Annotated in this window: 20 protein-coding genes; 19 read left to right on the forward strand and 1 reads right to left on the reverse strand. The window is 68.4% G+C overall.

Annotated features, from left to right (window positions below):
• The first annotated feature begins 56 nt into the window (after positions 1 to 56).
• The 3 genes from fusA to ACQ5BE_RS07895 all read left to right on the forward strand — a co-directional run bounded on the left by fusA (position 57) and on the right by ACQ5BE_RS07895 (position 7974).
• On the forward strand, positions 57 to 2171 hold the full coding sequence (fusA, locus tag ACQ5BE_RS07885; RefSeq protein WP_208709965.1) for an elongation factor G: 2115 nt from the start codon (positions 57 to 59) through the stop codon (positions 2169 to 2171).
• 202 nt (positions 2172 to 2373) lie between these two features.
• Positions 2374 to 3564: an elongation factor Tu gene (gene tuf / locus ACQ5BE_RS07890; protein ID WP_208709963.1), complete on the forward strand. Its 1191-nt coding sequence runs from the start codon at positions 2374 to 2376 to the stop codon at positions 3562 to 3564.
• A gap of 186 nt (positions 3565 to 3750) precedes the next feature.
• Positions 3751 to 7974, forward strand: coding sequence for a hypothetical protein (locus ACQ5BE_RS07895; RefSeq protein WP_430296465.1), 4224 nt, complete (start codon positions 3751 to 3753; stop codon positions 7972 to 7974).
• A gap of 4 nt (positions 7975 to 7978) precedes the next feature.
• Here the strand turns inward: ACQ5BE_RS07895 and ACQ5BE_RS07900 are convergent, their stop codons facing one another.
• Entirely contained in the window at positions 7979 to 9466 is a 1488-nt protein-coding gene (locus ACQ5BE_RS07900; protein WP_430296467.1) for a GH1 family beta-glucosidase, read from the reverse strand.
• Between the two features lie 417 nt (positions 9467 to 9883).
• Here ACQ5BE_RS07900 and rpsJ point away from each other — a divergent pair, with 417 nt between their 5' ends.
• The 16 genes from rpsJ (at position 9884) to rpsH (ending at position 18735) form a co-directional block, all read left to right on the forward strand.
• Positions 9884 to 10192, forward strand: coding sequence for a 30S ribosomal protein S10 (gene rpsJ / locus ACQ5BE_RS07905; RefSeq protein ID WP_043119398.1), 309 nt, complete (start codon positions 9884 to 9886; stop codon positions 10190 to 10192).
• 21 nt (positions 10193 to 10213) lie between these two features.
• Positions 10214 to 10864 (forward strand): 50S ribosomal protein L3, encoded by a 651-nt coding sequence (gene rplC, locus ACQ5BE_RS07910; RefSeq protein WP_413248389.1) that lies wholly within the window; start codon positions 10214 to 10216, stop codon positions 10862 to 10864.
• Between the two features lie 4 nt (positions 10865 to 10868).
• Complete coding sequence (gene rplD, locus ACQ5BE_RS07915) at positions 10869 to 11489, forward strand: 50S ribosomal protein L4 (RefSeq protein ID WP_430296469.1); 621 nt, start codon at positions 10869 to 10871, stop codon at positions 11487 to 11489.
• The gene (gene rplW, locus ACQ5BE_RS07920; RefSeq protein WP_208709955.1) at positions 11486 to 11794 is read left to right on the forward strand and encodes a 50S ribosomal protein L23; all 309 of its coding nucleotides are present in this window, start codon (positions 11486 to 11488) and stop codon (positions 11792 to 11794) included. The genes rplD and rplW overlap by 4 nt, the downstream gene beginning before the upstream one ends.
• Before the next feature lie 30 nt (positions 11795 to 11824).
• Positions 11825 to 12664: a 50S ribosomal protein L2 gene (rplB, locus tag ACQ5BE_RS07925; protein WP_208709953.1), complete on the forward strand. Its 840-nt coding sequence runs from the start codon at positions 11825 to 11827 to the stop codon at positions 12662 to 12664.
• 12 nt (positions 12665 to 12676) lie between these two features.
• The gene (gene rpsS, locus ACQ5BE_RS07930) at positions 12677 to 12958 is read left to right on the forward strand and encodes a 30S ribosomal protein S19 (protein ID WP_208709951.1); all 282 of its coding nucleotides are present in this window, start codon (positions 12677 to 12679) and stop codon (positions 12956 to 12958) included.
• A 54-nt stretch (positions 12959 to 13012) separates the two neighbouring features.
• Complete coding sequence (gene rplV / locus ACQ5BE_RS07935; protein ID WP_208709949.1) at positions 13013 to 13378, forward strand: 50S ribosomal protein L22; 366 nt, start codon at positions 13013 to 13015, stop codon at positions 13376 to 13378.
• The gene (gene rpsC / locus ACQ5BE_RS07940; protein WP_430296471.1) at positions 13379 to 14215 is read left to right on the forward strand and encodes a 30S ribosomal protein S3; all 837 of its coding nucleotides are present in this window, start codon (positions 13379 to 13381) and stop codon (positions 14213 to 14215) included.
• Positions 14216 to 14632 carry a 50S ribosomal protein L16 gene (rplP, locus tag ACQ5BE_RS07945; protein WP_208709945.1) on the forward strand — a complete coding sequence of 139 codons (417 nt, stop codon included), beginning with the start codon at positions 14216 to 14218 and terminating at the stop codon, positions 14630 to 14632.
• A 2-nt stretch (positions 14633 to 14634) separates the two neighbouring features.
• A complete protein-coding gene (gene rpmC / locus ACQ5BE_RS07950) occupies positions 14635 to 14952 on the forward strand; it encodes a 50S ribosomal protein L29 (protein WP_208713058.1) in 318 nt (105 codons plus the stop codon).
• 17 nt (positions 14953 to 14969) lie between these two features.
• Positions 14970 to 15263 carry a 30S ribosomal protein S17 gene (rpsQ, locus tag ACQ5BE_RS07955; protein ID WP_344299065.1) on the forward strand — a complete coding sequence of 98 codons (294 nt, stop codon included), beginning with the start codon at positions 14970 to 14972 and terminating at the stop codon, positions 15261 to 15263.
• A gap of 288 nt (positions 15264 to 15551) precedes the next feature.
• Positions 15552 to 16598: a hypothetical protein gene (locus tag ACQ5BE_RS07960; protein WP_430296473.1), complete on the forward strand. Its 1047-nt coding sequence runs from the start codon at positions 15552 to 15554 to the stop codon at positions 16596 to 16598.
• Between the two features lie 337 nt (positions 16599 to 16935).
• Positions 16936 to 17304 carry a 50S ribosomal protein L14 gene (rplN, locus tag ACQ5BE_RS07965; protein ID WP_208709939.1) on the forward strand — a complete coding sequence of 123 codons (369 nt, stop codon included), beginning with the start codon at positions 16936 to 16938 and terminating at the stop codon, positions 17302 to 17304.
• Positions 17305 to 17307: 3 nt separating this feature from the next.
• Positions 17308 to 17670 carry a 50S ribosomal protein L24 gene (gene rplX / locus ACQ5BE_RS07970; RefSeq protein WP_430296474.1) on the forward strand — a complete coding sequence of 121 codons (363 nt, stop codon included), beginning with the start codon at positions 17308 to 17310 and terminating at the stop codon, positions 17668 to 17670.
• Entirely contained in the window at positions 17670 to 18248 is a 579-nt protein-coding gene (rplE, locus tag ACQ5BE_RS07975; RefSeq protein ID WP_208709935.1) for a 50S ribosomal protein L5, read from the forward strand. The genes rplX and rplE overlap by 1 nt, the downstream gene beginning before the upstream one ends.
• A gap of 88 nt (positions 18249 to 18336) precedes the next feature.
• Positions 18337 to 18735, forward strand: coding sequence for a 30S ribosomal protein S8 (gene rpsH / locus ACQ5BE_RS07980; protein WP_208709933.1), 399 nt, complete (start codon positions 18337 to 18339; stop codon positions 18733 to 18735).
• Positions 18736 to 18739: the final 4 nt, after the last annotated feature.

Consider the following 18739-nt stretch of genomic DNA (forward strand, 5'->3'; position numbering starts at 1 on the left):
CTCCCAGTGAGCCGGCGGCGAACGTGCAGCCAATCAGGGACAAACAGGGAGACACCGTGGCACTCGACGTGCTTACCGACCTCAGCAAGGTCCGCAATATCGGCATCATGGCGCACATCGATGCCGGCAAGACCACCACGACCGAGCGCATCCTCTTCTACACGGGCGTGAGCCACAAGATCGGCGAGACCCACGACGGCGCCTCGACGACCGACTGGATGGAGCAGGAGAAGGAGCGCGGCATCACCATCACGTCCGCCGCGGTCACCTGCTTCTGGAACAAGAACCAGATCAACATCATCGACACCCCCGGCCACGTGGACTTCACGGTCGAGGTCGAGCGCTCCCTGCGCGTGCTCGACGGCGCCGTCGCCGTCTTCGACGGCAAGGAAGGCGTCGAGCCGCAGTCCGAGACGGTGTGGCGCCAGGCCGACAAGTACAACGTCCCGCGCATCTGCTTCGTCAACAAGATGGACAAGCTCGGCGCCGACTTCTACTTCACGGTCGACACCATCGTGAAGCGCCTCGGCGCCAAGCCGCTCGTCATGCAGCTGCCCATCGGCTCCGAGAGCGACTTCGTCGGCGTCGTCGACCTGCTCACCATGAAGGCCTTCGTGTGGCCTGGCGACGCCAAGGGCGACGTGACCATGGGTGCCTCCTACGAGACGCAGGAGATCCCTGCTGACCTCCAGGAGAAGGCCGAGCAGTACCGCCACGAGCTCGTCGAGGCCGTCGCCGAGGCGTCCGAGGAGCTCATGGAGAAGTACCTCGAGGGCGAAGAGCTGACCATCGACGAGCTCAAGGCGGGTATCCGCAAGCTCACGGTCAACTCGGAGATCTACCCGGTCTTCTGTGGCTCCGCGTTCAAGAACCGCGGCGTGCAGCCGATGCTCGACGCGGTCATCGACTTCCTCCCGTCCCCGCTGGACGTCCCGGCCATGATCGGCCACGACCCCAAGGACGAGTCGATCGAGCTCACCCGCAAGCCGAGCGAGGACGAGCCGTTCTCGGCTCTCGCGTTCAAGATCGCGGCGCACCCGTTCTTCGGCCAGCTCAACTTCATCCGCGTCTACTCGGGCAAGGCGACCTCGGGCATCCAGGTCCTGAACTCGACGAAGGGCAAGAAGGAGCGCATCGGGAAGCTCTTCCAGATGCACGCCAACAAGGAGAACCCGGTCGACGAGGTCCACGCGGGCCACATCTACGCGGTGATCGGCCTCAAGGACACCACCACGGGTGACACGCTCTGCGACATCAACAACCCGATCGTCCTCGAGTCGATGTCCTTCCCGGAGCCGGTGATCTTCGTCGCCATCGAGCCGAAGACCAAGGGCGACCAGGAGAAGCTCTCCACCGCCATCCAGAAGCTCTCCGCTGAGGACCCGACGTTCACCGTCTCCCTCAACGAGGAGACCGGCCAGACCGAGATCGGCGGCATGGGCGAGCTCCACCTCGACATCCTCGTGGACCGCATGCGCCGCGAGTTCAAGGTCGAGGCCAACGTGGGCAAGCCGCAGGTGGCCTACCGCGAGACGATCAAGAAGAAGGTCGAGAAGGTCGACTACACGCACAAGAAGCAGACTGGCGGTTCTGGCCAGTTCGCGAAGGTGCAGGTCACTTTCGAGCCGCTCGATACCTCCGAGGGCACGTTCTACGAGTACGTGAACGCCGTCACCGGTGGCCGCGTCCCGCGCGAGTACATCCCGAGCGTGGACGCCGGCATCCAGGACGCCATGCAGTTCGGCATCCTCGCGGGCTACCCGATGGTGGGCGTCAAGGCGACGCTCGTCGACGGCGCCTACCACGACGTCGACTCCTCGGAGATGGCGTTCAAGATCGCCGGTTCGCAGGTGTTCAAGGAGGGCGCACGCCGCGCCAACCCTGTGCTCCTCGAGCCGCTCATGGCCGTCGAGGTTCGCACCCCGGAGGAGTACATGGGCGACGTGATCGGCGACCTCAACTCCCGCCGTGGCCAGATCCAGGCCATGGAGGACGCTGTCGGCGTCAAGGTCGTGCGTGCCCTCGTGCCGCTCTCCGAGATGTTCGGCTACATCGGCGATCTGCGTTCGAAGACCCAGGGCCGCGCTGTCTACTCCATGCAGTTCGACAGCTACTCCGAGGTCCCGAAGGCCGTCGCCGACGAGATCATCCAGAAGTCGCGCGGCGAGTAGTTCTGGACAGCGGCTCGCCTGCCGCCGTGGGTGCGGTCCTCATGGACCGGCACGCACGACGGCGGCGGGTCGCCCTCCGCGCGGAAGGCCTGCTTCCGCGTGATTTCACGAAGAAACACAGCCCACAGTAGACTTGCGAGAGTTTCAGTTGCGAAAGACGCGGCTGGAAGCAAGTCTTCTGAATCAGTTCTAGGAGGAACAAGTGGCGAAGGCAAAGTTCGAGCGGACCAAGCCGCACGTCAACATCGGCACCATCGGCCACGTTGACCACGGTAAGACGACGCTGACTGCCGCCATCTCGAAGGTGCTTGCCGACAAGTACCCGGACCTGAACGAGCAGCGCGACTTCGCGCAGATCGACTCGGCTCCGGAGGAGCGCCAGCGCGGCATCACCATCAACATCTCGCACATCGAGTACCAGACGGAGAAGCGCCACTACGCTCACGTCGATGCTCCGGGTCACGCCGACTACATCAAGAACATGATCACCGGCGCGGCTCAGATGGACGGCGCGATCCTCGTGGTCGCCGCGACCGATGGCCCGATGGCCCAGACGCGCGAGCACGTCCTGCTCGCCCGCCAGGTCGGCGTTCCGTACCTCCTTGTCGCGCTGAACAAGGCTGACATGGTCGAGGACGAGGAACTCCTCGACCTCGTCGAGATGGAGGTGCGCGAGCTCCTCTCCTCGCAGGGCTTCGACGGCGACAACGCTCCGGTCATCCGCGTCTCGGGCCTCAAGGCTCTCGAGGGCGACCCGAAGTGGGTCAAGTCGGTTGAGGACCTCATGGAGGCCGTCGACGAGAACGTTCCGGACCCGGTCCGTGACCGCGACAAGCCGTTCCTCATGCCGATCGAGGACGTCTTCACCATCACCGGCCGTGGCACCGTCGTGACGGGCCGCGCCGAGCGCGGTACCCTCGCCCTCAACTCCGAGGTCGAGATCGTCGGCATCCGCCCGATCCAGAAGACCACGGTCACTGGTATCGAGATGTTCCACAAGCAGCTCGACGAGGCGTGGGCCGGCGAGAACTGTGGCCTCCTGCTCCGCGGCATCAAGCGCGAGGACGTCGAGCGTGGCCAGGTTGTCGTCAAGCCGGGTTCGATCACCCCGCACACCGACTTCGAGGCGAACGTCTACATCCTCTCCAAGGACGAGGGTGGGCGTCACAACCCGTTCTACTCGAACTACCGTCCGCAGTTCTACTTCCGCACCACGGACGTCACCGGTGTCATCACCCTCCCCGAGGGCACCGAGATGGTCATGCCTGGCGACAACACTGAGATGACCGTTGCGCTCATCCAGCCGATCGCCATGGAGGAGGGCCTCGGCTTCGCCATCCGCGAGGGTGGCCGCACCGTTGGCTCGGGCCGCGTCACCAAGATCATCAAGTAGTCATCTCGCCTCAGAGGTACTGCTGGTCCGAAGGCCGCACGGCCTGACGGCCTGATTCGAGAAGGACCCCGTTGCATCAGCGGCGGGGTCCTTCCCGTGTCTTTAGCCTCTGCGGAGGAGGCCCGGGCCCTCCCTAGAATCCAGTCAGGACCACCCGCACCAGGGGGCTGACTGGAAGGGGCCGTGATGACACGCGACGCCTATGACGAGGGCTTCCGTGCCGGCTGGCTCGAGGGCCACCGCGCCGGCTGGCTCGAGGGGCACCGGGCCGGGTGGTCGGACGGCGTCGCGGCCCGGCAGGCCGCGCCCGCAGGTCCTCACCCCGCCACGGCCGACGAGCCGCTCCGGCCGCGGGAACCTCGCGCACCCCATCCCGCGGCTGTCCTCGCCCCGCCGGTGCAGGCCCCCAAGACTCTGGCCTCACCGGCGCAGGGCTCACCGCAGCAGGGCCCTGTGCCGCCCAGCCCGGAGCAGCGGGCGGCCCAGGCCGAGGCAGACCGGAGGCGCCGCGAGCGGCGTGGGATCCAGAGCGCCAACATCGCCCTCTACGCGGCGTCGCTCCTCATCGTCGCCGCGGGCTCGCTGTTCCTGTACAGCGCCACGTCCGAAGGCGCCAGGCTCACCGGGCTCGCCGTGATCACGGCCCTCTTCTACGTCGCGGGCCTCGTCGTGCATGCCCGCTATGCGAGGCTCCGCCCCGCCGCCGTTGCCCTCACCGGCACTGGCCTGGCGCTGCTGCCCGTCACGGGGCTGGCCTTCGACCTCCTCGCGGTTCACGACCCTGCGGCCACCGTGGCCGTGACGAGCCTCATCGGGATCCTGGCGTACGGCCTGGCCGCGCTGCGGATCGAGAGCCGCGTCCTGGTGTTCCTCACGCTGGCCTTCTTCATCTCCGGGGCCTGGTCCGGAGCATCCGCCCTCGGCGGCCCGCTCGCGTCGGCGCTCGGCGCCGTCCTCGGGGTCTCGGCGCTCTTCGGCGCCGTCTCCCTGGCGCGCCCCGCCTGGGTTCCGCCCCTCGTGCTGCGGCCGATCGCCGTCGTCCATCCGTTCGTGGTCCCGGCGACCTTCGTGGCAGCCACCGTGTCCGCCGGGCGGCTGGCCCCGGGCCAGTACGCCCTGCTGGTGGGGATCATGGCCGTGTACCTCGGCGTCGAGACGTTCCTGCCCGGCGGCGTCCGTACGCGTCGGGCGGCGTGGTGGGGCGCCCGGGCCCTGGGGTTCGTGGCGGCGGTGGGAGCGGTCGGCGACGCCGTCGACACGGGCGTGCTGCGGTACCCGAGCGCCGTTGACGCAGCCCTTGCCGCAGGAATCATGGCGCTGGCCGCCGAGACCGCGGCGGTGTGCCTGCTCGGCAGGCGGCTCGCCGCCGCGCTCGGGCCGGCCAAGGGCACGGACCGGGTCCACAGGTTCGGCGTGGCCGAGCAGTCGGTCGCGGCGGGCTTCCAGATCCTCGTGATGCTCGTGGCGGTCCCGGCTGCGATAGCCGCGCCCGGAACGGCGGCGCTCGGCCGGATCGAGGTGGGAAGCGTCCTCGCGACGGCCGTCCTGATCGCGTCGTGGTACGGGATGCGCAGCGAGTTCCTGCCGGTGGCCGCGTTCCTCGGCGTGTGGATCATCGGGTCCGAGGTGGGGGAGACGTGGTTCGCCGGCGCGGCCGCGGCCTACGCCGTGTACTTCGGGGTCCGCGCGGCCTGGCCGGCCCCGGTGGTCCGTGACGCCGGCCGTCCGGCCGGGCGTGGGGGCTACTGGAGGCGCGGGCACTTCCTGACGGCGTCCGGGCTCGTCTCGATCGTCGCGGTCGCGGCGTTCGTCGATGCTGCCCTCGCCGCGAGCGACGCCGCGGTCCGGGTCGCCTCCGTCGCGCTGTCGGTGGTGCTGACCGCCGTGGCCGAGCTTCTCGTCGTCGCGATCCTCGGATTCCTCGACCGGCCCGCCCGCTGGCGCCCAGGCCTCGTCGCCGTCCTCGGGGTGGTCGCGGTCGCGGCACTGGCGGTCGTCGCGGCCGCCGAGCGGGACCCGGGGAGCTGGCGGTACTCGCTGGCGGTCTCGGCGGTCTGCGCAGCGGGTCTGGGGCTCTCGTCTGGGCTCGTGCTCGCGCCCTCCGGCGCAGCCCGGCGGGCCGTCTGGGCAGGACCGATCACCGTCGGCGAACTCGCACCGCCGCTCCTGCTCACGGCGACCACTCTGACCGCCCTCGTCCAGGAGCGGTGGTGGGGCGCCGCCGTCGTGCTCATGGTGCTCGCCGTCGTGCTCGGGGCCTGCGCCTGGCGCACGGCACGCGCCGGCCGGCTCTGGCCGTACGTCTGGCTCGCGCGGACGGCCGGCACCATCGCTGTCACGGTGGCCTTCCACGCCCTCCTCGCGGACGGCGTCCATCCGGCAGTGGCCGGCGAGGCGCTGACCGAGTGGCACATCGTGGCCGCGGCGGCCCTGCTCCAGATGGCGGTGCCGCTCGGGGTCGACGCCGTGCGCCGCGCCCGCGGGGGATCGTTCGAGTGGGCCCTCCAGGACTCCTCCACCACGCTGACGGTCGCCCTCTTCGCCGGTGTGGTCCTCCGAGCGGCGGACGTCGCCGGCGGTCGCGCGACGTCGCCGCTCACGGCGGGGTTCGTCGTCGCCCTCGGCGTGGCCGCCGCGGCCGCCGGTCTGATGCTGCACGCCCGCAGGGCTGCGGCGGGCTTCGGGGCGGTCGGCCTCGTCGCGACCTGGCTGCTCGCGCGCGGCGACCTGCGGCTGATCGAAGTCCTGCTCGGACTGTTCACGGTCTACTCGGCCCTCATGGTGCTGCTCGCCCCGGGCCTCCGCCTCAAGGGAGCGCACCTCGTCGCCGCGCGGGCGCTCCCGCTGGTCCTCGCCGCCGTGATCACGTGGGACGCCGCCGCCTCGGTCGCGATCACGCACCTCGTCCTGGCACTCGGGCTCACGGCCCAGCACGCGCTGCGGGCCCTGCTCGGGCGGCACGCGGACCTCCCCTTCCAGAGGGCGGCGTACTGGTCGGGGCTCGCTGCGCAGCTGGCGCTGCCGTTCGCCTACGGGGCCGGGAACTGGCGTGAACCCGAGGGCGGACGCTGGGTGCTGCTCCTCGAACTGCTGCTGGTGGTGCTCAGCGCCGCGGCGACGGCCCGCACGCACCGTGGCGCAGCGCAGGTAGGGGTGGTTGCGGCCGCGCTCGCGCTCGTCGCGGCCAGCCCGTTCCTGGCCTTCGCCGAGGGCACGGCCCTCGCCGATCCGCTCGTCACCACCGCGGGCCTCATCCTGATCGCATCTGCCCTCGCGGCGGTCCATGTCGTCGGCATGGCCCGGTGGGGCGAGTCGGGGCCCGAGGGCTGGCCGCGGCCATGGACGACGGGCGCGGCCGTGTTCGCCGTCCTGGCCCTCGCGGTGGCGAGCGACTACGTGCCGCGTTCCGAGCTCCACGAGTACTGGCTCCTCGGGCTCGCGTACGGCGTCTGCGCGGCCGTGCTCGTGGCCGTCAGCTACGTCTGGGTGCGCGTGCGTGCCGTGGCTGCCATCAGCTTCCCGCTCGGTGTCCTGCTGACCCTCGTGGCGGGCAGTTGGACCGCCCGCAGCGCGTTCGACGGCGTCGCCGCGCCCTGGCATGAGCCGCTCGTTGCGCTCGTGGGGACGCTGGTGCCGGCCGGCCTCTGGCTCGCGGCCCGTTGGGCCGGTGTCTGGGCGGGCGACGCCGGTGCCCGCCTGACGCGGTCCGCTCGCCTCGGCGAGCCGCTGCGCCGCTGGACGATTCTGGCAGCAGCAGTCGGAGCGCTCGGCGTTGCGGGCGGGACGTCGTGGAGTGCGCCGGCCAGCATCGTGCTCCCGGCCCTCGCTGCGGCCCTGGTGGCGGTGGTTGTGGCCGAGCTCGCACCCGGGCACCGCAGACTCGCCGTGGAGCTCGGCGCGGTCCTCGCCACGGCAGCGGTGCAGCGTGCGATCCTCTCCGCGGACATGCACAGCCCCGTCTGGCTCGAACAGTGGAGGGAGGCGCTGGTCGACCGTGGCGCCGCCCGCGCCTTCTGGCTCGGCCAGTGGTACGTCGTCGTCACCGCGGGTGTGGCGCTCCTGCGCTATGTCGCCCGGTCGCGCGACGAGGAGCCGCGGGCGATGGCACCGCGGATCTGGCTCGGGGCTGCCGCGGCGCAGCTGAGCTTCTGGGGCCTCGGCACCGCGCTGTACGGGGACACGGCGGAGCAGGTCTGGCTGCTCGTGGCGTTCGCCGCGCTCACGGGGTTGGGCGTGGTCTTCGGCGAGCGGCCGTTCGCGGTCTGGGGCGCCCTCGGCGTTCTGGCCTGCATCCTGTGGGCCGTGCGCTCCTACGCCTACGCGCTCCTGGGAGTGCTGGGGCTCGCGCTCATCGGCGCGGCCATCTGGTGGCTCGCCCGCAGGCCCCGTGCTCCCCGCCCGGGGGAGTGAGAGGCTAGGCGGCGCTCTGGGAGCCCGTCCGGGTCCGGGCCAGGCGCCGCAGCCAGTAGTAGGAGGCCTTGGGAGTGCGCTCGAGCGTGGCGAAGTCGGTGTGCACGAGGCCGAACCGCTGGCTGTACCCGGCCGCCCACTCGAAGTTGTCCATGAGCGTCCACACGTACCAGCCCCTGAGGTCTACGCCGTCGGCGGGACCGCCGGGGGCCACGGCGTCGAGCGCGGCACCCAAGTGCGAGGCGAGGTAGTCGATCCGCTCGTCGTCGTACAGCAGGCCGTCGGCCTGGGCCGGCTCGGGGAAGCTCGCGCCGCTCTCCGTGATGTACACGGGCGGCAGGGCGTCCCCGTAGCGCTGCTTGAGCTCTCCGAGCACCACGCCGCAGTACTTGGGGGAGATGGGCCACCCGAAGCCGGTGCTCGCGTGCTCGGGGAAGTCGGCGAGGTGGAACGGGACCTTCTTCATCGCCTTCGTGGGCTTGACCCCCTCAGGGGTCGGCCCCGGGCCCGAGCGGATGCGGGCCGGGTAGTAGTAGTTGACGCCGTAGAAGTCGAGCGGCTGGTGGATCGTCGCCAGGTCCTCGGGCCGGGGGTCCCGGAGGGCGTGGAAGAACTTGCGCGCCACGAGCGGCGGCTTGGGATAGCGGCCCAGCAGCACGGGGTCCGCGTAGAGCCTGTTGACCATGAGGTCGACGACGCGGGCGTGGATCCAGTCGAGGGGATTCCGGCCCGCAGGGTGCACGGGAGCATGCATGTTCGTGATGCCGATGGCGCCCTGGGCGCCCGAGGCGCGCAGCGCCTGCACCGACAGGCCGTGTGCGAGGAGCTGGTGGTGGACGGCTGGCATCGAGTCGAAGAGGAGCTGCTTGCCCGGGGCGTGGATGCCCACCGCGTAGCCGTTCAGCGTCACCGAGACAGGCTCGTTGAGGGTGATCCAGCGGTCGACGCGGTCGCCGAAGCGCCGCCCCGCTTCGGCCGCGAACTCGCCGCACCGCAGCGCGGTCTCCCGGCTCAGCCACCCGCCGTCGTGCTCGAGGGGGAGCGGGGTGTCCCAGTGGTAGAGGGTGGCCATGGGGGAGATGCCGCGCGCGAGCATCGCGTCGATCAGGCGGTCGTAGAAGGCCCAGCCCTTCTCGTTCCAGGCGCCCCGGCCGTCCGGCTGGACGCGCGGCCACGCGATGGAGAAGCGGTAGGAGTCCACCCCCAGGTCCCGGATGAGGTCGAGGTCCTCGCCGGCGCGGTGGTAGTGGTCGCAGGCGCGCCGGGCGTCGTCGCCGTGCGAGATTGCCCCTGGGCGTTCGGTAAACTCGTCCCAGCCCGCGGGCCCGCGCCCGTCCTCGTCCACGGCGCCCTCGATCTGGAACGCGGCTGTGGCCACTCCGAGCGTGAAGTCCTCGGGGATCCTCGCGGCCAGGACCTCGACGGCGGAGGCCCCCGGCGCGGTCGGGTCGCGGTCCCGTTCCGGGGTGGGCGACTGGTCCGCGGGGAGCATGGGACCAATCATCCTCAGCGAGTGCCGTGAGAGCAAGATCGCGTTTCCGGGTCCCGGGCCGCCCCGTGCGGCCCGTCCGGACAGAGGCCGCGCGCGGCCGATTGGCATGCTGGGCGGATCTCTGGCAGACTAGATGAGTTGTTCAAGCGCTCCTTCGTGTCCCGATCCGGATAATGCCGGATGCGGGGGCCAGGCTGGGGCCCAAATATGACCCACCTTCGCGAACGAGGCTAGGGGTACGTGTGCGCACACAGTGCGACACGCCCGACCGCGGGGGTCGGAGAGGTCGACTGTCTGAGGAACCCGGGGGACCGGATTCAGGCAGTGCGGCCCGTGGTGGTCTCGACCTTGAATGCTTCGGCAGCCACAGCCAACAGAAAAGTGCAGTGCTAGACAGACGAAAGCGAGTCAGGCGATATGGCGGGACAGAAGATCCGCATCCGGCTGAAGTCGTACGACCACGAGGTCATCGACACTTCGGCTCGGAAGATCGTTGAGACGGTCACGCGCGCAGGCGCAACGGTGGTGGGCCCCGTCCCGCTCCCGACGGAGAAGAACGTGTACTGCGTCATCCGTTCTCCGCACAAGTACAAGGACAGCCGCGAGCACTTCGAGATGCGCACGCACAAGCGGCTGATCGACATCATCGACCCGACGCCCAAGGCCGTCGACTCGCTCATGCGTCTCGACCTGCCGGCCGACGTCAACATCGAAATCAAGCTCTAGTAGGGAGGTGCTGAGAGAACTATGACCGCAACCCGTACTGTGAAGGGCCTGCTGGGCACGAAGCTCGGCATGACCCAGGTCTGGGACGAGAACAACAAGCTCATCCCCGTCACTGTCGTTAAGGCCGACTCCAACGTCGTCACCCAGCTGCGCAACGCCGAGACCGACGGCTACACCGCCGTCCAGATCGGCTACGGCCAGATCGACCCCCGCAAGGTCAACAAGCCGCTCACCGGCCACTTCGAGAAGGCCGGCGTGACCCCCCGCCGCCACCTCGTCGAGATCCGCACCGCCGACGCCGGCTCCTACGAGCTCGGCCAGGAACTCGCCGTCGCGCAGTTCGAGGCGGGCCAGAAGATCGACATCGTCGGCACCACCAAGGGCAAGGGCTTCGCCGGTGTCATGAAGCGTCACGGCTTCTCCGGCGTGGGCGCCTCGCACGGTGCCCACAAGAACCACCGCAAGCCCGGTTCCATCGGTGCCTGCGCCACCCCGGGCCGCGTCTTCAAGGGCCTCCGCATGGCCGGCCGCATGGGCCACGTGCGCCACACGACGCTCAACCTCACCGTCCACGCCGTGGATGCCGAGAACTCGCTGCTCCTCATCAAGGGCGCCCTCCCCGGTGCCCGCGGCTCGGTCGTCCTCGTCCGCTCCGCCGTGAAGGGAGCCTGAACTCATGGCTAACGCAACTGTCAACGTTGATCTCCCCGCCGAGATCTTCGACGTCCAGACGAACGTCCCGCTGCTGCACCAGGTTGTCGTCGCCCAGCTGGCCGCTGCACGCCAGGGCACGCACAAGGTGAAGAACCGCGGCGAGGTGGCCGGTGCCGGCCGCAAGCCGTTCAAGCAGAAGGGCACCGGCCGCGCCCGCCAGGGTTCGGTCCGCGCTCCGCACATGACCGGCGGCGGCGTCGTCCACGGCCCCGTGCCGCGCGACTACAGCCAGCGCACCCCCAAGAAGATGAAGGCCGCCGCGCTCCGTGGCGCCCTGTCGGACCGCGCCCGCAACGGCCGGATCCACGTCGTCGAGTCCCTGGTCTCCGGTGACAAGCCGAACACCAAGGCCGCCCTCGGCGTCCTGCGCGCCCTCTCGGAGCGCAAGAACCTGCTGGTCGTCCTCGACCGCAACGACGAGCTCGGCGCCCTCTCGGTGCGCAACCTCACCGAGGTTCACGCGCTGTACGCGGACCAGCTCAACACGTACGACGTGCTCGTCTCCGACGACGTGGTCTTCACCAAGGCCGCTTTCGACGCGTTCGTCGCATCGAAGTCCCAGAACGAGGAGGGCTCCAAGTGAGCGCAGCCACCTACAAGGACCCGCGCGACGTCATCCTCGCGCCGGTCGTCTCCGAGAAGAGCTACGGCCTGATCGACGAGGGCAAGTACACCTTCCTGGTGGACCCGCGCTCATCCAAGACCGAGATCAAGCTCGCGATCGAGAAGATCTTCTCGGTCAAGGTCGACTCGATCAACACCCTCAACCGTGCTGGCAAGCGCAAGCGCACCAAGTTCGGCTGGGGCCAGCGCAAGAGCACCAAGCGCGCCATCGTGTCCCTCAAGGACGGCGCGACGATCGATATCTTCGGCGGTCCGCTCGCCTGAGCGGAGACCACTTTAACGAGGAACAGGTAAATGGCAATCCGTAACTACAAGCCGACCACCCCGGGCCGCCGCGGCTCGAGCGTGGCCGACTTCGCAGAAATCACGCGCTCGACGCCGGAGAAGTCCCTGGTTCGTCCGCTCCCCAAGAAGGGCGGCCGCAACAACTCCGGCAAGATCACCACGCGCCACAAGGGTGGCGGGCACAAGCGCCAGTACCGTCTGATCGACTTCCGTCGTCACGACAAGGACGGCGTCGACGCCAAGGTCGCGCACATCGAGTACGACCCGAACCGCACCGCGCGCATCGCGCTGCTGCACTTCGTGGACGGCACCAAGCGCTACATCATCGCGCCGAACAAGCTCTCCCAGGGCGACATCGTCGAGTCCGGCCCGGACGCCGACATCAAGCCCGGCAACAACCTGCCGCTGCGCAACATCCCGGTCGGTACGGTCATCCACGCGGTCGAGCTCCGCCCGGGCGGCGGCGCCAAGATGGCCCGCTCGGCCGGCGCCTCGATCCAGCTCGTGGCGAAGGAGGGCAAGTACGCCCAGCTCCGCCTGCCGTCGGGCGAGGTCCGCAACGTCGACGTCCGCTGCCGCGCGACCGTCGGCGAGGTCGGCAACGCCGAGCAGTCGAACATCAACTGGGGCAAGGCCGGCCGCATGCGCTGGAAGGGCGTCCGCCCGACCGTCCGTGGTGTCGCGATGAACCCGGTTGACCACCCGCACGGTGGTGGTGAGGGCAAGACCTCCGGTGGCCGTCACCCCGTCAACCCGAACGGCAAGCCCGAGGGCCGCACCCGCCGCCCGAACAAGGCGAGCGACAAGCTCATCGTCCGTCGTCGTCGTACTGGCAAGAACAAGCGATAGGAGCCTGGACACATGCCACGCAGCCTGAAGAAGGGTCCTTTCGTTGACCAGCACCTCTTTGTGAAGGTCGCCAGGGAAAACGATAAGGGCACCAAGAACGTCATCAAGACCTGGTCCCGCCGCTCGATGATCATCCCCGACATGCTCGGGCACACGATCGCCGTGCACGACGGGCGCAAGCACATCCCGGTCTTCGTCACCGAGTCGATGGTCGGGCACAAGCTCGGCGAATTCGCCCCGACGCGGACTTTCCGCGGCCACGTGAAGGACGACAAGAAGGGCAAGCGCCGCTGACCCCCTGCCTCACGGCAGCAGCAGCGCTGAGCTCTGAGAAAGAGAAGGAAAGCAATGGAAGCCAAGGCAATTGCGCGTCATATCCGCGTAACGCCGATGAAGGCCCGGCGCGTCGTCAACCTTGTTCGTGGCAAGCAGGCGAATGAGGCTCTGGCGATCCTGAAGTTCGCCCAGCAGGCGGCTTCGGAGCCGGTGTACAAGGTCCTCGCATCCGCGATGGCCAACGCCCGTGTCCTCGCCGACCGCGACGGTGTCGCGTTCGACGAGAGCGACCTCTACATCTCTGAGGCGTTCGTCGACGAGGGTCCGACCATGAAGCGGTTCCAGCCGCGCGCCCAGGGCCGCGCCTACCGCATCAAGAAGCGCACCAGCCACATCACCGTGGTCGTCGCGACGCCCGAGAACGAGGAGGCCCGGTAAATGGGACAGAAGGTCAACCCGCACGGGTTCCGACTCGGCATCACCACCGACCACGTCTCGCACTGGTTTGCCGACAGCAACAAGCCGGGTCAGCGCTACAAGGACTTCGTCCGTGAGGACGTCAAGATCCGCCAGCTCATGACCAACGGCATGGAGCGCGCCGGCATCGCCAAGGTCGAGATCGAGCGCACCCGCGACCGCGTCCGCGTGGACATCCACACGGCCCGTCCGGGCATCGTGATCGGCCGCCGCGGCGCCGAGGCGGACCGCATCCGCGGCGAGCTCGAGAAGCTCACCGGCAAGCAGGTCCAGCTGAACATCCTCGAGGTCAAGAACCCCGAGGTCGAGGCCCAGCTCGTCGCCCAGGGCGTCGCGGAGCAGCTCTCGAGCCGCGTCGCGTTCCGCCGCGCGATGAAGAAGGCCATGCAGTCGGCGCAGCGCGCCGGCGCCAAGGGCATCCGCATCGCGTGCTCCGGCCGTCTCGGCGGCGCCGAGATGTCGCGCTCGGAGTTCTACCGCGAAGGCCGTGTGCCGCTGCACACGCTGCGCGCGAACATCGACTACGGCTTCTACGAGGCCAAGACCACCTTCGGCCGCATCGGCGTGAAGGTCTGGATCTACAAGGGCGATGTGACCTCGAAGGAGCTGGCTGCCCAGGCCGCCGCCGCTCCGTCCCGCGGTCCCCGTGGCGACCGTGGCGACCGTCCGGGCCGCCCCGGTGGCGAGCGCCGCCGTCGTCCGTCTGGCGACCGCCAGCAGCAGTCCTCGGCTCCCGCCGAGACCGCCGCTCCGGCCGCCGAGGCCGCTGCTCCGGCAGCAGAAGGAGGAGAGGCTTAAATGCTTATCCCGCGTCGTGTGAAGCACCGCAAGCAGCACCACCCGGGTCGTTCCGGCGCTGCTACCGGCGGCACGAAGGTCTCGTTTGGCGAGTACGGCATCCAGGCTCTCACGCCTGCCTACGTGACCAACCGTCAGATCGAGTCCGCTCGTATCGCCATGACCCGTCACATCAAGCGTGGCGGCAAGGTCTGGATCAACATCTACCCGGACCGTCCGCTGACCAAGAAGCCTGCCGAGACCCGCATGGGTTCCGGTAAGGGTTCTCCGGAGTGGTGGATCGCCAACGTCAAGCCCGGCCGTGTGCTCTTCGAGCTCTCCGGTGTGTCTGACGAGGTGGCTCGCGAGGCCCTGCGCCTGGCCATCCACAAGCTCCCGTTGAAGGCGCGCATCGTGCGCCGCGAAGGTGGTGAATGAGAATGGCAGTCGGTTCGAAGGATCTGACGGCTGAGAAGCTCGACCAGCTGGACAACGAGCGCCTCTTCGAGGAGCTCAAGAAGGCCAAGGAAGAGCTGTTCAACCTGCGCTTCCAGTCGGCCACCGGCCAGCTCGAGAACCACGGCCGCCTGCGCGCCGTGAAGAAGGACATCGCCCGCATCTACACGATCATGCGTGAGCGTGAGCTCGGCATCCGCGCCGAGGCGGCCCCCGCCGTCGTCGACGCGAAGGACGAGAAGAAGGCGGCGAAGGCCGAGAAGAAGTCCGCCAAGGCTGAGGCCGAGGAGGACGCCAAGTGAGCGATCAGGAGAACAAGGTGACGGAGAACTCCGTGACGGAGAACGCCGCCGCCGAGCGCCAGCGCGGTTACCGCAAGACCGCCCGCGGCTACGTCGTGTCCGACAAGATGGACAAGACGATCGTCGTCGAGGTCGAGGACCGCGTGAAGCACTCGCTGTACGGCAAGGTCATCCGCCGCACCGAGAAGCGCAAGGCCCACGACGAGAACAACACCGCCGGCATCGGCGACCTCGTTCTCATCGCGGAGACCCGCCCGCTGTCCGCCACCAAGCGGTGGCGCCTCGTCGAGATCCTCGAGAAGGCCAAGTAAGCCTCCTCGCGTTTCTCGCGGACATGCCGGAAGGCCCGTTCCCCTCGTGGGGGCGGGCCTTCCGCCGTCTCGGGAGCGCACGACGGCGGGTGTGCGGCGGGGGCGGGGGCGTCGCCGCCGCCGGGGCGCGTCTATCGTCGTGCAGTGCCACCGTGGAGCGCTTGATGACGACTGCTGAACTGTCAGCCAGCATCGGCATTTCTCCTCCACAACCTTCTTGGGCGGAGTGTCGTCCACATAGGGCGTACCACGCCCCGGGGCCACGGCGATGGACGCGAGACTCGGGTCATGGACCCTCTTGGCCACCTCATCGACACTTCGCGCCGTGAGCTTCAGGGTGGGGCTTCCGATCCTCGTCGGCTCTTCGTCTCCGGTGCCATCTCCCGACTGCGCCGGGGGTTCTATGTACCGACGGACCTATGGGTCAGCCTCGAGGTTCGCGACCGGTTTCTGCTCGTGCTTGCGGCGCATGCCCAAGCCAATCCCGGCACTGTATTCTGCGGCGAGACGGCGCTGTTCCTCCACGGCATCCCGACCGTCAAGGCGCCGTCGGCAGTGGAAGTCGCGACGACGACTACGAGTCGCTTGGGCACGAGGCCGTGCACGTTCGAAGTCAGAGGGGACGGTTCCTTGGCCGCGAGAGCGCGAAAGCTGGGCGCTCATCCGATCCGTCGTCACCATCACGCTGACATCGAACCTGTGATCGTCGGGGAGTTCGAGACGGTCCCTCTCGCACTGGCTCTGGTGGAGGTGCTCGCTGGCGGGAAGTTCGCACGCGCACTCACTGTCGCCGACGGCGTCCTCCGGCGGCAGCCAGATGTGCCACTCCTTGACCGATCCGAGATGGTCGCGGCCATCAGCAACCTGCCGCATCGGTCTCACCGGCTCAGGGCAGAGCTCGTGGCCGGCCTTGCCAGGAAAGGAGCCGAGTCTCCTGGGGAGTCAGTGGGTCGCGCTCTCATGCACCTCTTTGGATTCCCTGAGCCTGAGCTGCAGGTGGTGCATTATGACGCTCTCGGCTTCGTGGGCAGGACCGACTACTACTGGGGCCAAGCGGAGGCCGAACGCGCCGTGCATTCGCGCGAACGGTTGGACCCCGTGGGAGAGTTCGATGGTTGGGGCAAGTACTTCCGTGAGGAGATGACACGCGGTGAGGATCCGAGGGAGATCATCCGGAGGGAGAAGCGGAGGGAGAACCGCCTTCTCGCGCTTGGCCATCCGACGCTGCGGCTTGACTGGTTGGACCTCGAACGTCCTGCGCAGTTCCGGGCGAAGCTCGTGGCGGTCGGCCTTCGACCTACCGCCAGTTCCGCTCTAGCGGACAAGCGCGCCTGAAGCGCGCTTGTCGGCGACAGCCGCGCTGTCGGTGCCCCCGGGGGGATGCGGGGTGGACAGCGGCGGCGTGGTACGATATTGAGCTTGTACGGCTGGCTTCGCCATGCCGTGACAAACCTCGTGAACCATCGTGCCACCGCATAATGCCCTTCTGCCGAAGGGGAGCGCCCCGGCGCTGCTCCTCGCAGCAGGAAGGGGACACATGCGCGTGGCACGGCGATTCAGGCCCGTTCTGGCGACATCCAGGCGGGTCGAGAGACACCCCATCAACCGTTCCGCAAGGCTCGCTCTGCAGCAGGACCGCAGTGCGAGAACCGGCGAGACGTAAGGAGTAGAAGTGATTCAGCAGGAGTCGCGGCTCAAGGTCGCCGACAACACGGGTGCCAAGGAAATCCTTACCATCCGCGTTCTCGGTGGATCCGGCCGCCGCTACGCAGGCATCGGCGACGTGATCGTCGCCACCGTCAAGGACGCTATCCCTGGCGGCAACGTCAAGAAGGGCGACGTGGTCAAGGCCGTCGTCGTCCGTACCAAGAAGGAGCGCCGTCGTCCGGACGGCTCCTACATCCGCTTCGACGAGAACGCGGCAGTCATCCTCAAGAACGACGGCGACCCCCGTGGCACGCGTATCTTCGGCCCGGTCGGCCGCGAGCTGCGCGACAAGAAGTTCATGAAGATCGTCTCGCTGGCTCCGGAGGTGCTCTGACTCATGGGCGCAAAGATCAAGAAGGGCGACCTGGTCCAGGTCATCACCGGCACCAAGCAGGACAAGGGCGGTGACAAGGGCAAGCAGGGCAAGGTCCTGAAGGTGTTCCCCGAGGAGAACCGAGTTCTCGTCGAGGGCATCAACCGAGTCACCAAGCACGTCAAGGCAGGCCAGACCCAGCGCGGCACCAAGACCGGCGGCATCGAGCAGGTCGAGGCCCCGATCCACGTTTCTAACGTGGCCCTCGTGGACCCCGAGACCAAGAAGCCCACTCGCGTCGGCTTCCGCCTCGAGACCGTGGAGAAGGACGGCGTCTCCAAGACCGTCCGCATCCGCTACTCCAAGGCCACCGGGAAGGACATCTGATGACTGAGACTGTCGAGACTCCGGTCAAGGTCGTGCCCCGCCTCAAGGCGAAGTACGCCGAGAGCATCAAGCAGGCCCTCCAGGACGAGTTCAACTACGAGAACGTGAACCAGGTCCCGCGCCTGGTCAAGGTTGTCGTGAACATGGGCGTCGGCGACGCCGCCAAGGACTCGAAGCTCATCGAGGGCGCTGTGCGCGACCTGACTCTCATCACGGGCCAGAAGCCGCAGGTCGTCAAGGCCCGCAAGTCGATCGCCCAGTTCAAGCTCCGTGAGGGAATGCCCATCGGCGCCTTCGCGACGCTCCGCGGCGACCGCATGTGGGAGTTCGTGGACCGCCTCGTGTCCCTCGCCCTGCCCCGTATCCGCGACTTCCGCGGCCTCTCGGGCAAGCAGTTCGACGGCAACGGCAACTACACGTTCGGCCTCACCGAGCAGGTGATGTTCCACGAGATCGATCAGGACAAGATCGACCGCCTCCGCGGCATGGACATCACGGTCGTCACGACCGCCAAGACCGACGACGAGGGCCGTGCGCTCCTGAAGCACCTCGGCTTCCCGTTCAAGAACGAAGACTGAATCACTACGTGAAAGGTCCGCACCGCAGCGAGAGCCGCAGGCTCCCGGGCAGGGCGGAAACCGTCATGAGGAAGGGCACGAGCCCACAATGACTATGACTGATCCCGTCGCAGACATGCTGACGCGTCTGCGCAACGCCAACTCGGCCTACCACGACTCGGTGACCATGCCGTCGTCGAAGCTCAAGGTCCGGGTTGCTGAGATCCTGAAGGCCGAGGGCTACATCTCGGCCTACAAGGAAGAGGACGCCGAGGTCGGCAAGAAGCTGACCCTGGACCTCAAGTTCGGCCCCAACCGCGAGCGTTCGATCGCCGGTGTCCGCCGCATCTCCAAGCCGGGCCTCCGCGTGTACGCGAAGTCCACGAACCTCCCGCATGTGCTGGGCGGCCTCGGCATCGCCATCCTGTCCACGTCCTCTGGGCTCCTGACTGACCGTCAGGCCGCCAAGAAGGGCGTGGGCGGCGAAGTCCTCGCGTACGTCTGGTAAGGGA

Origin of the sequence: Sinomonas sp. B1-1, from assembly GCF_050474465.1 — a bacterium.
Taxonomy (GTDB): Bacteria; Actinomycetota; Actinomycetes; order Actinomycetales; family Micrococcaceae; genus Sinomonas; species Sinomonas flava.

Bases quoted from the DNA above. Each gene is read 5' to 3' on its own strand.
- ACQ5BE_RS07895 (WP_430296465.1), top strand. From the start codon at position 3,751: ATGACACGCGACGCCTATGACGAGGGCTTCCGTGCCGGCTGGCTCGAG.
- ACQ5BE_RS07900 (WP_430296467.1), bottom strand. From the start codon at position 9,466: ATGCTCCCCGCGGACCAGTCGCCCACCCCGGAACGGGACCGCGACCCG.
- rpsJ (WP_043119398.1), top strand. From the start codon at position 9,884: ATGGCGGGACAGAAGATCCGCATCCGGCTGAAGTCGTACGACCACGAG.
- rplC (WP_413248389.1), top strand. From the start codon at position 10,214: ATGACCGCAACCCGTACTGTGAAGGGCCTGCTGGGCACGAAGCTCGGC.
- rplD (WP_430296469.1), top strand. From the start codon at position 10,869: ATGGCTAACGCAACTGTCAACGTTGATCTCCCCGCCGAGATCTTCGAC.
- rplB (WP_208709953.1), top strand. From the start codon at position 11,825: ATGGCAATCCGTAACTACAAGCCGACCACCCCGGGCCGCCGCGGCTCG.
- rpsS (WP_208709951.1), top strand. From the start codon at position 12,677: ATGCCACGCAGCCTGAAGAAGGGTCCTTTCGTTGACCAGCACCTCTTT.
- rplV (WP_208709949.1), top strand. From the start codon at position 13,013: ATGGAAGCCAAGGCAATTGCGCGTCATATCCGCGTAACGCCGATGAAG.
- rpsC (WP_430296471.1), top strand. From the start codon at position 13,379: ATGGGACAGAAGGTCAACCCGCACGGGTTCCGACTCGGCATCACCACC.
- rplP (WP_208709945.1), top strand. From the start codon at position 14,216: ATGCTTATCCCGCGTCGTGTGAAGCACCGCAAGCAGCACCACCCGGGT.
- rpmC (WP_208713058.1), top strand. From the start codon at position 14,635: ATGGCAGTCGGTTCGAAGGATCTGACGGCTGAGAAGCTCGACCAGCTG.
- ACQ5BE_RS07960 (WP_430296473.1), top strand. From the start codon at position 15,552: ATGGACCCTCTTGGCCACCTCATCGACACTTCGCGCCGTGAGCTTCAG.
- rplX (WP_430296474.1), top strand. From the start codon at position 17,308: ATGGGCGCAAAGATCAAGAAGGGCGACCTGGTCCAGGTCATCACCGGC.
- rplE (WP_208709935.1), top strand. From the start codon at position 17,670: ATGACTGAGACTGTCGAGACTCCGGTCAAGGTCGTGCCCCGCCTCAAG.
- rpsH (WP_208709933.1), top strand. From the start codon at position 18,337: ATGACTATGACTGATCCCGTCGCAGACATGCTGACGCGTCTGCGCAAC.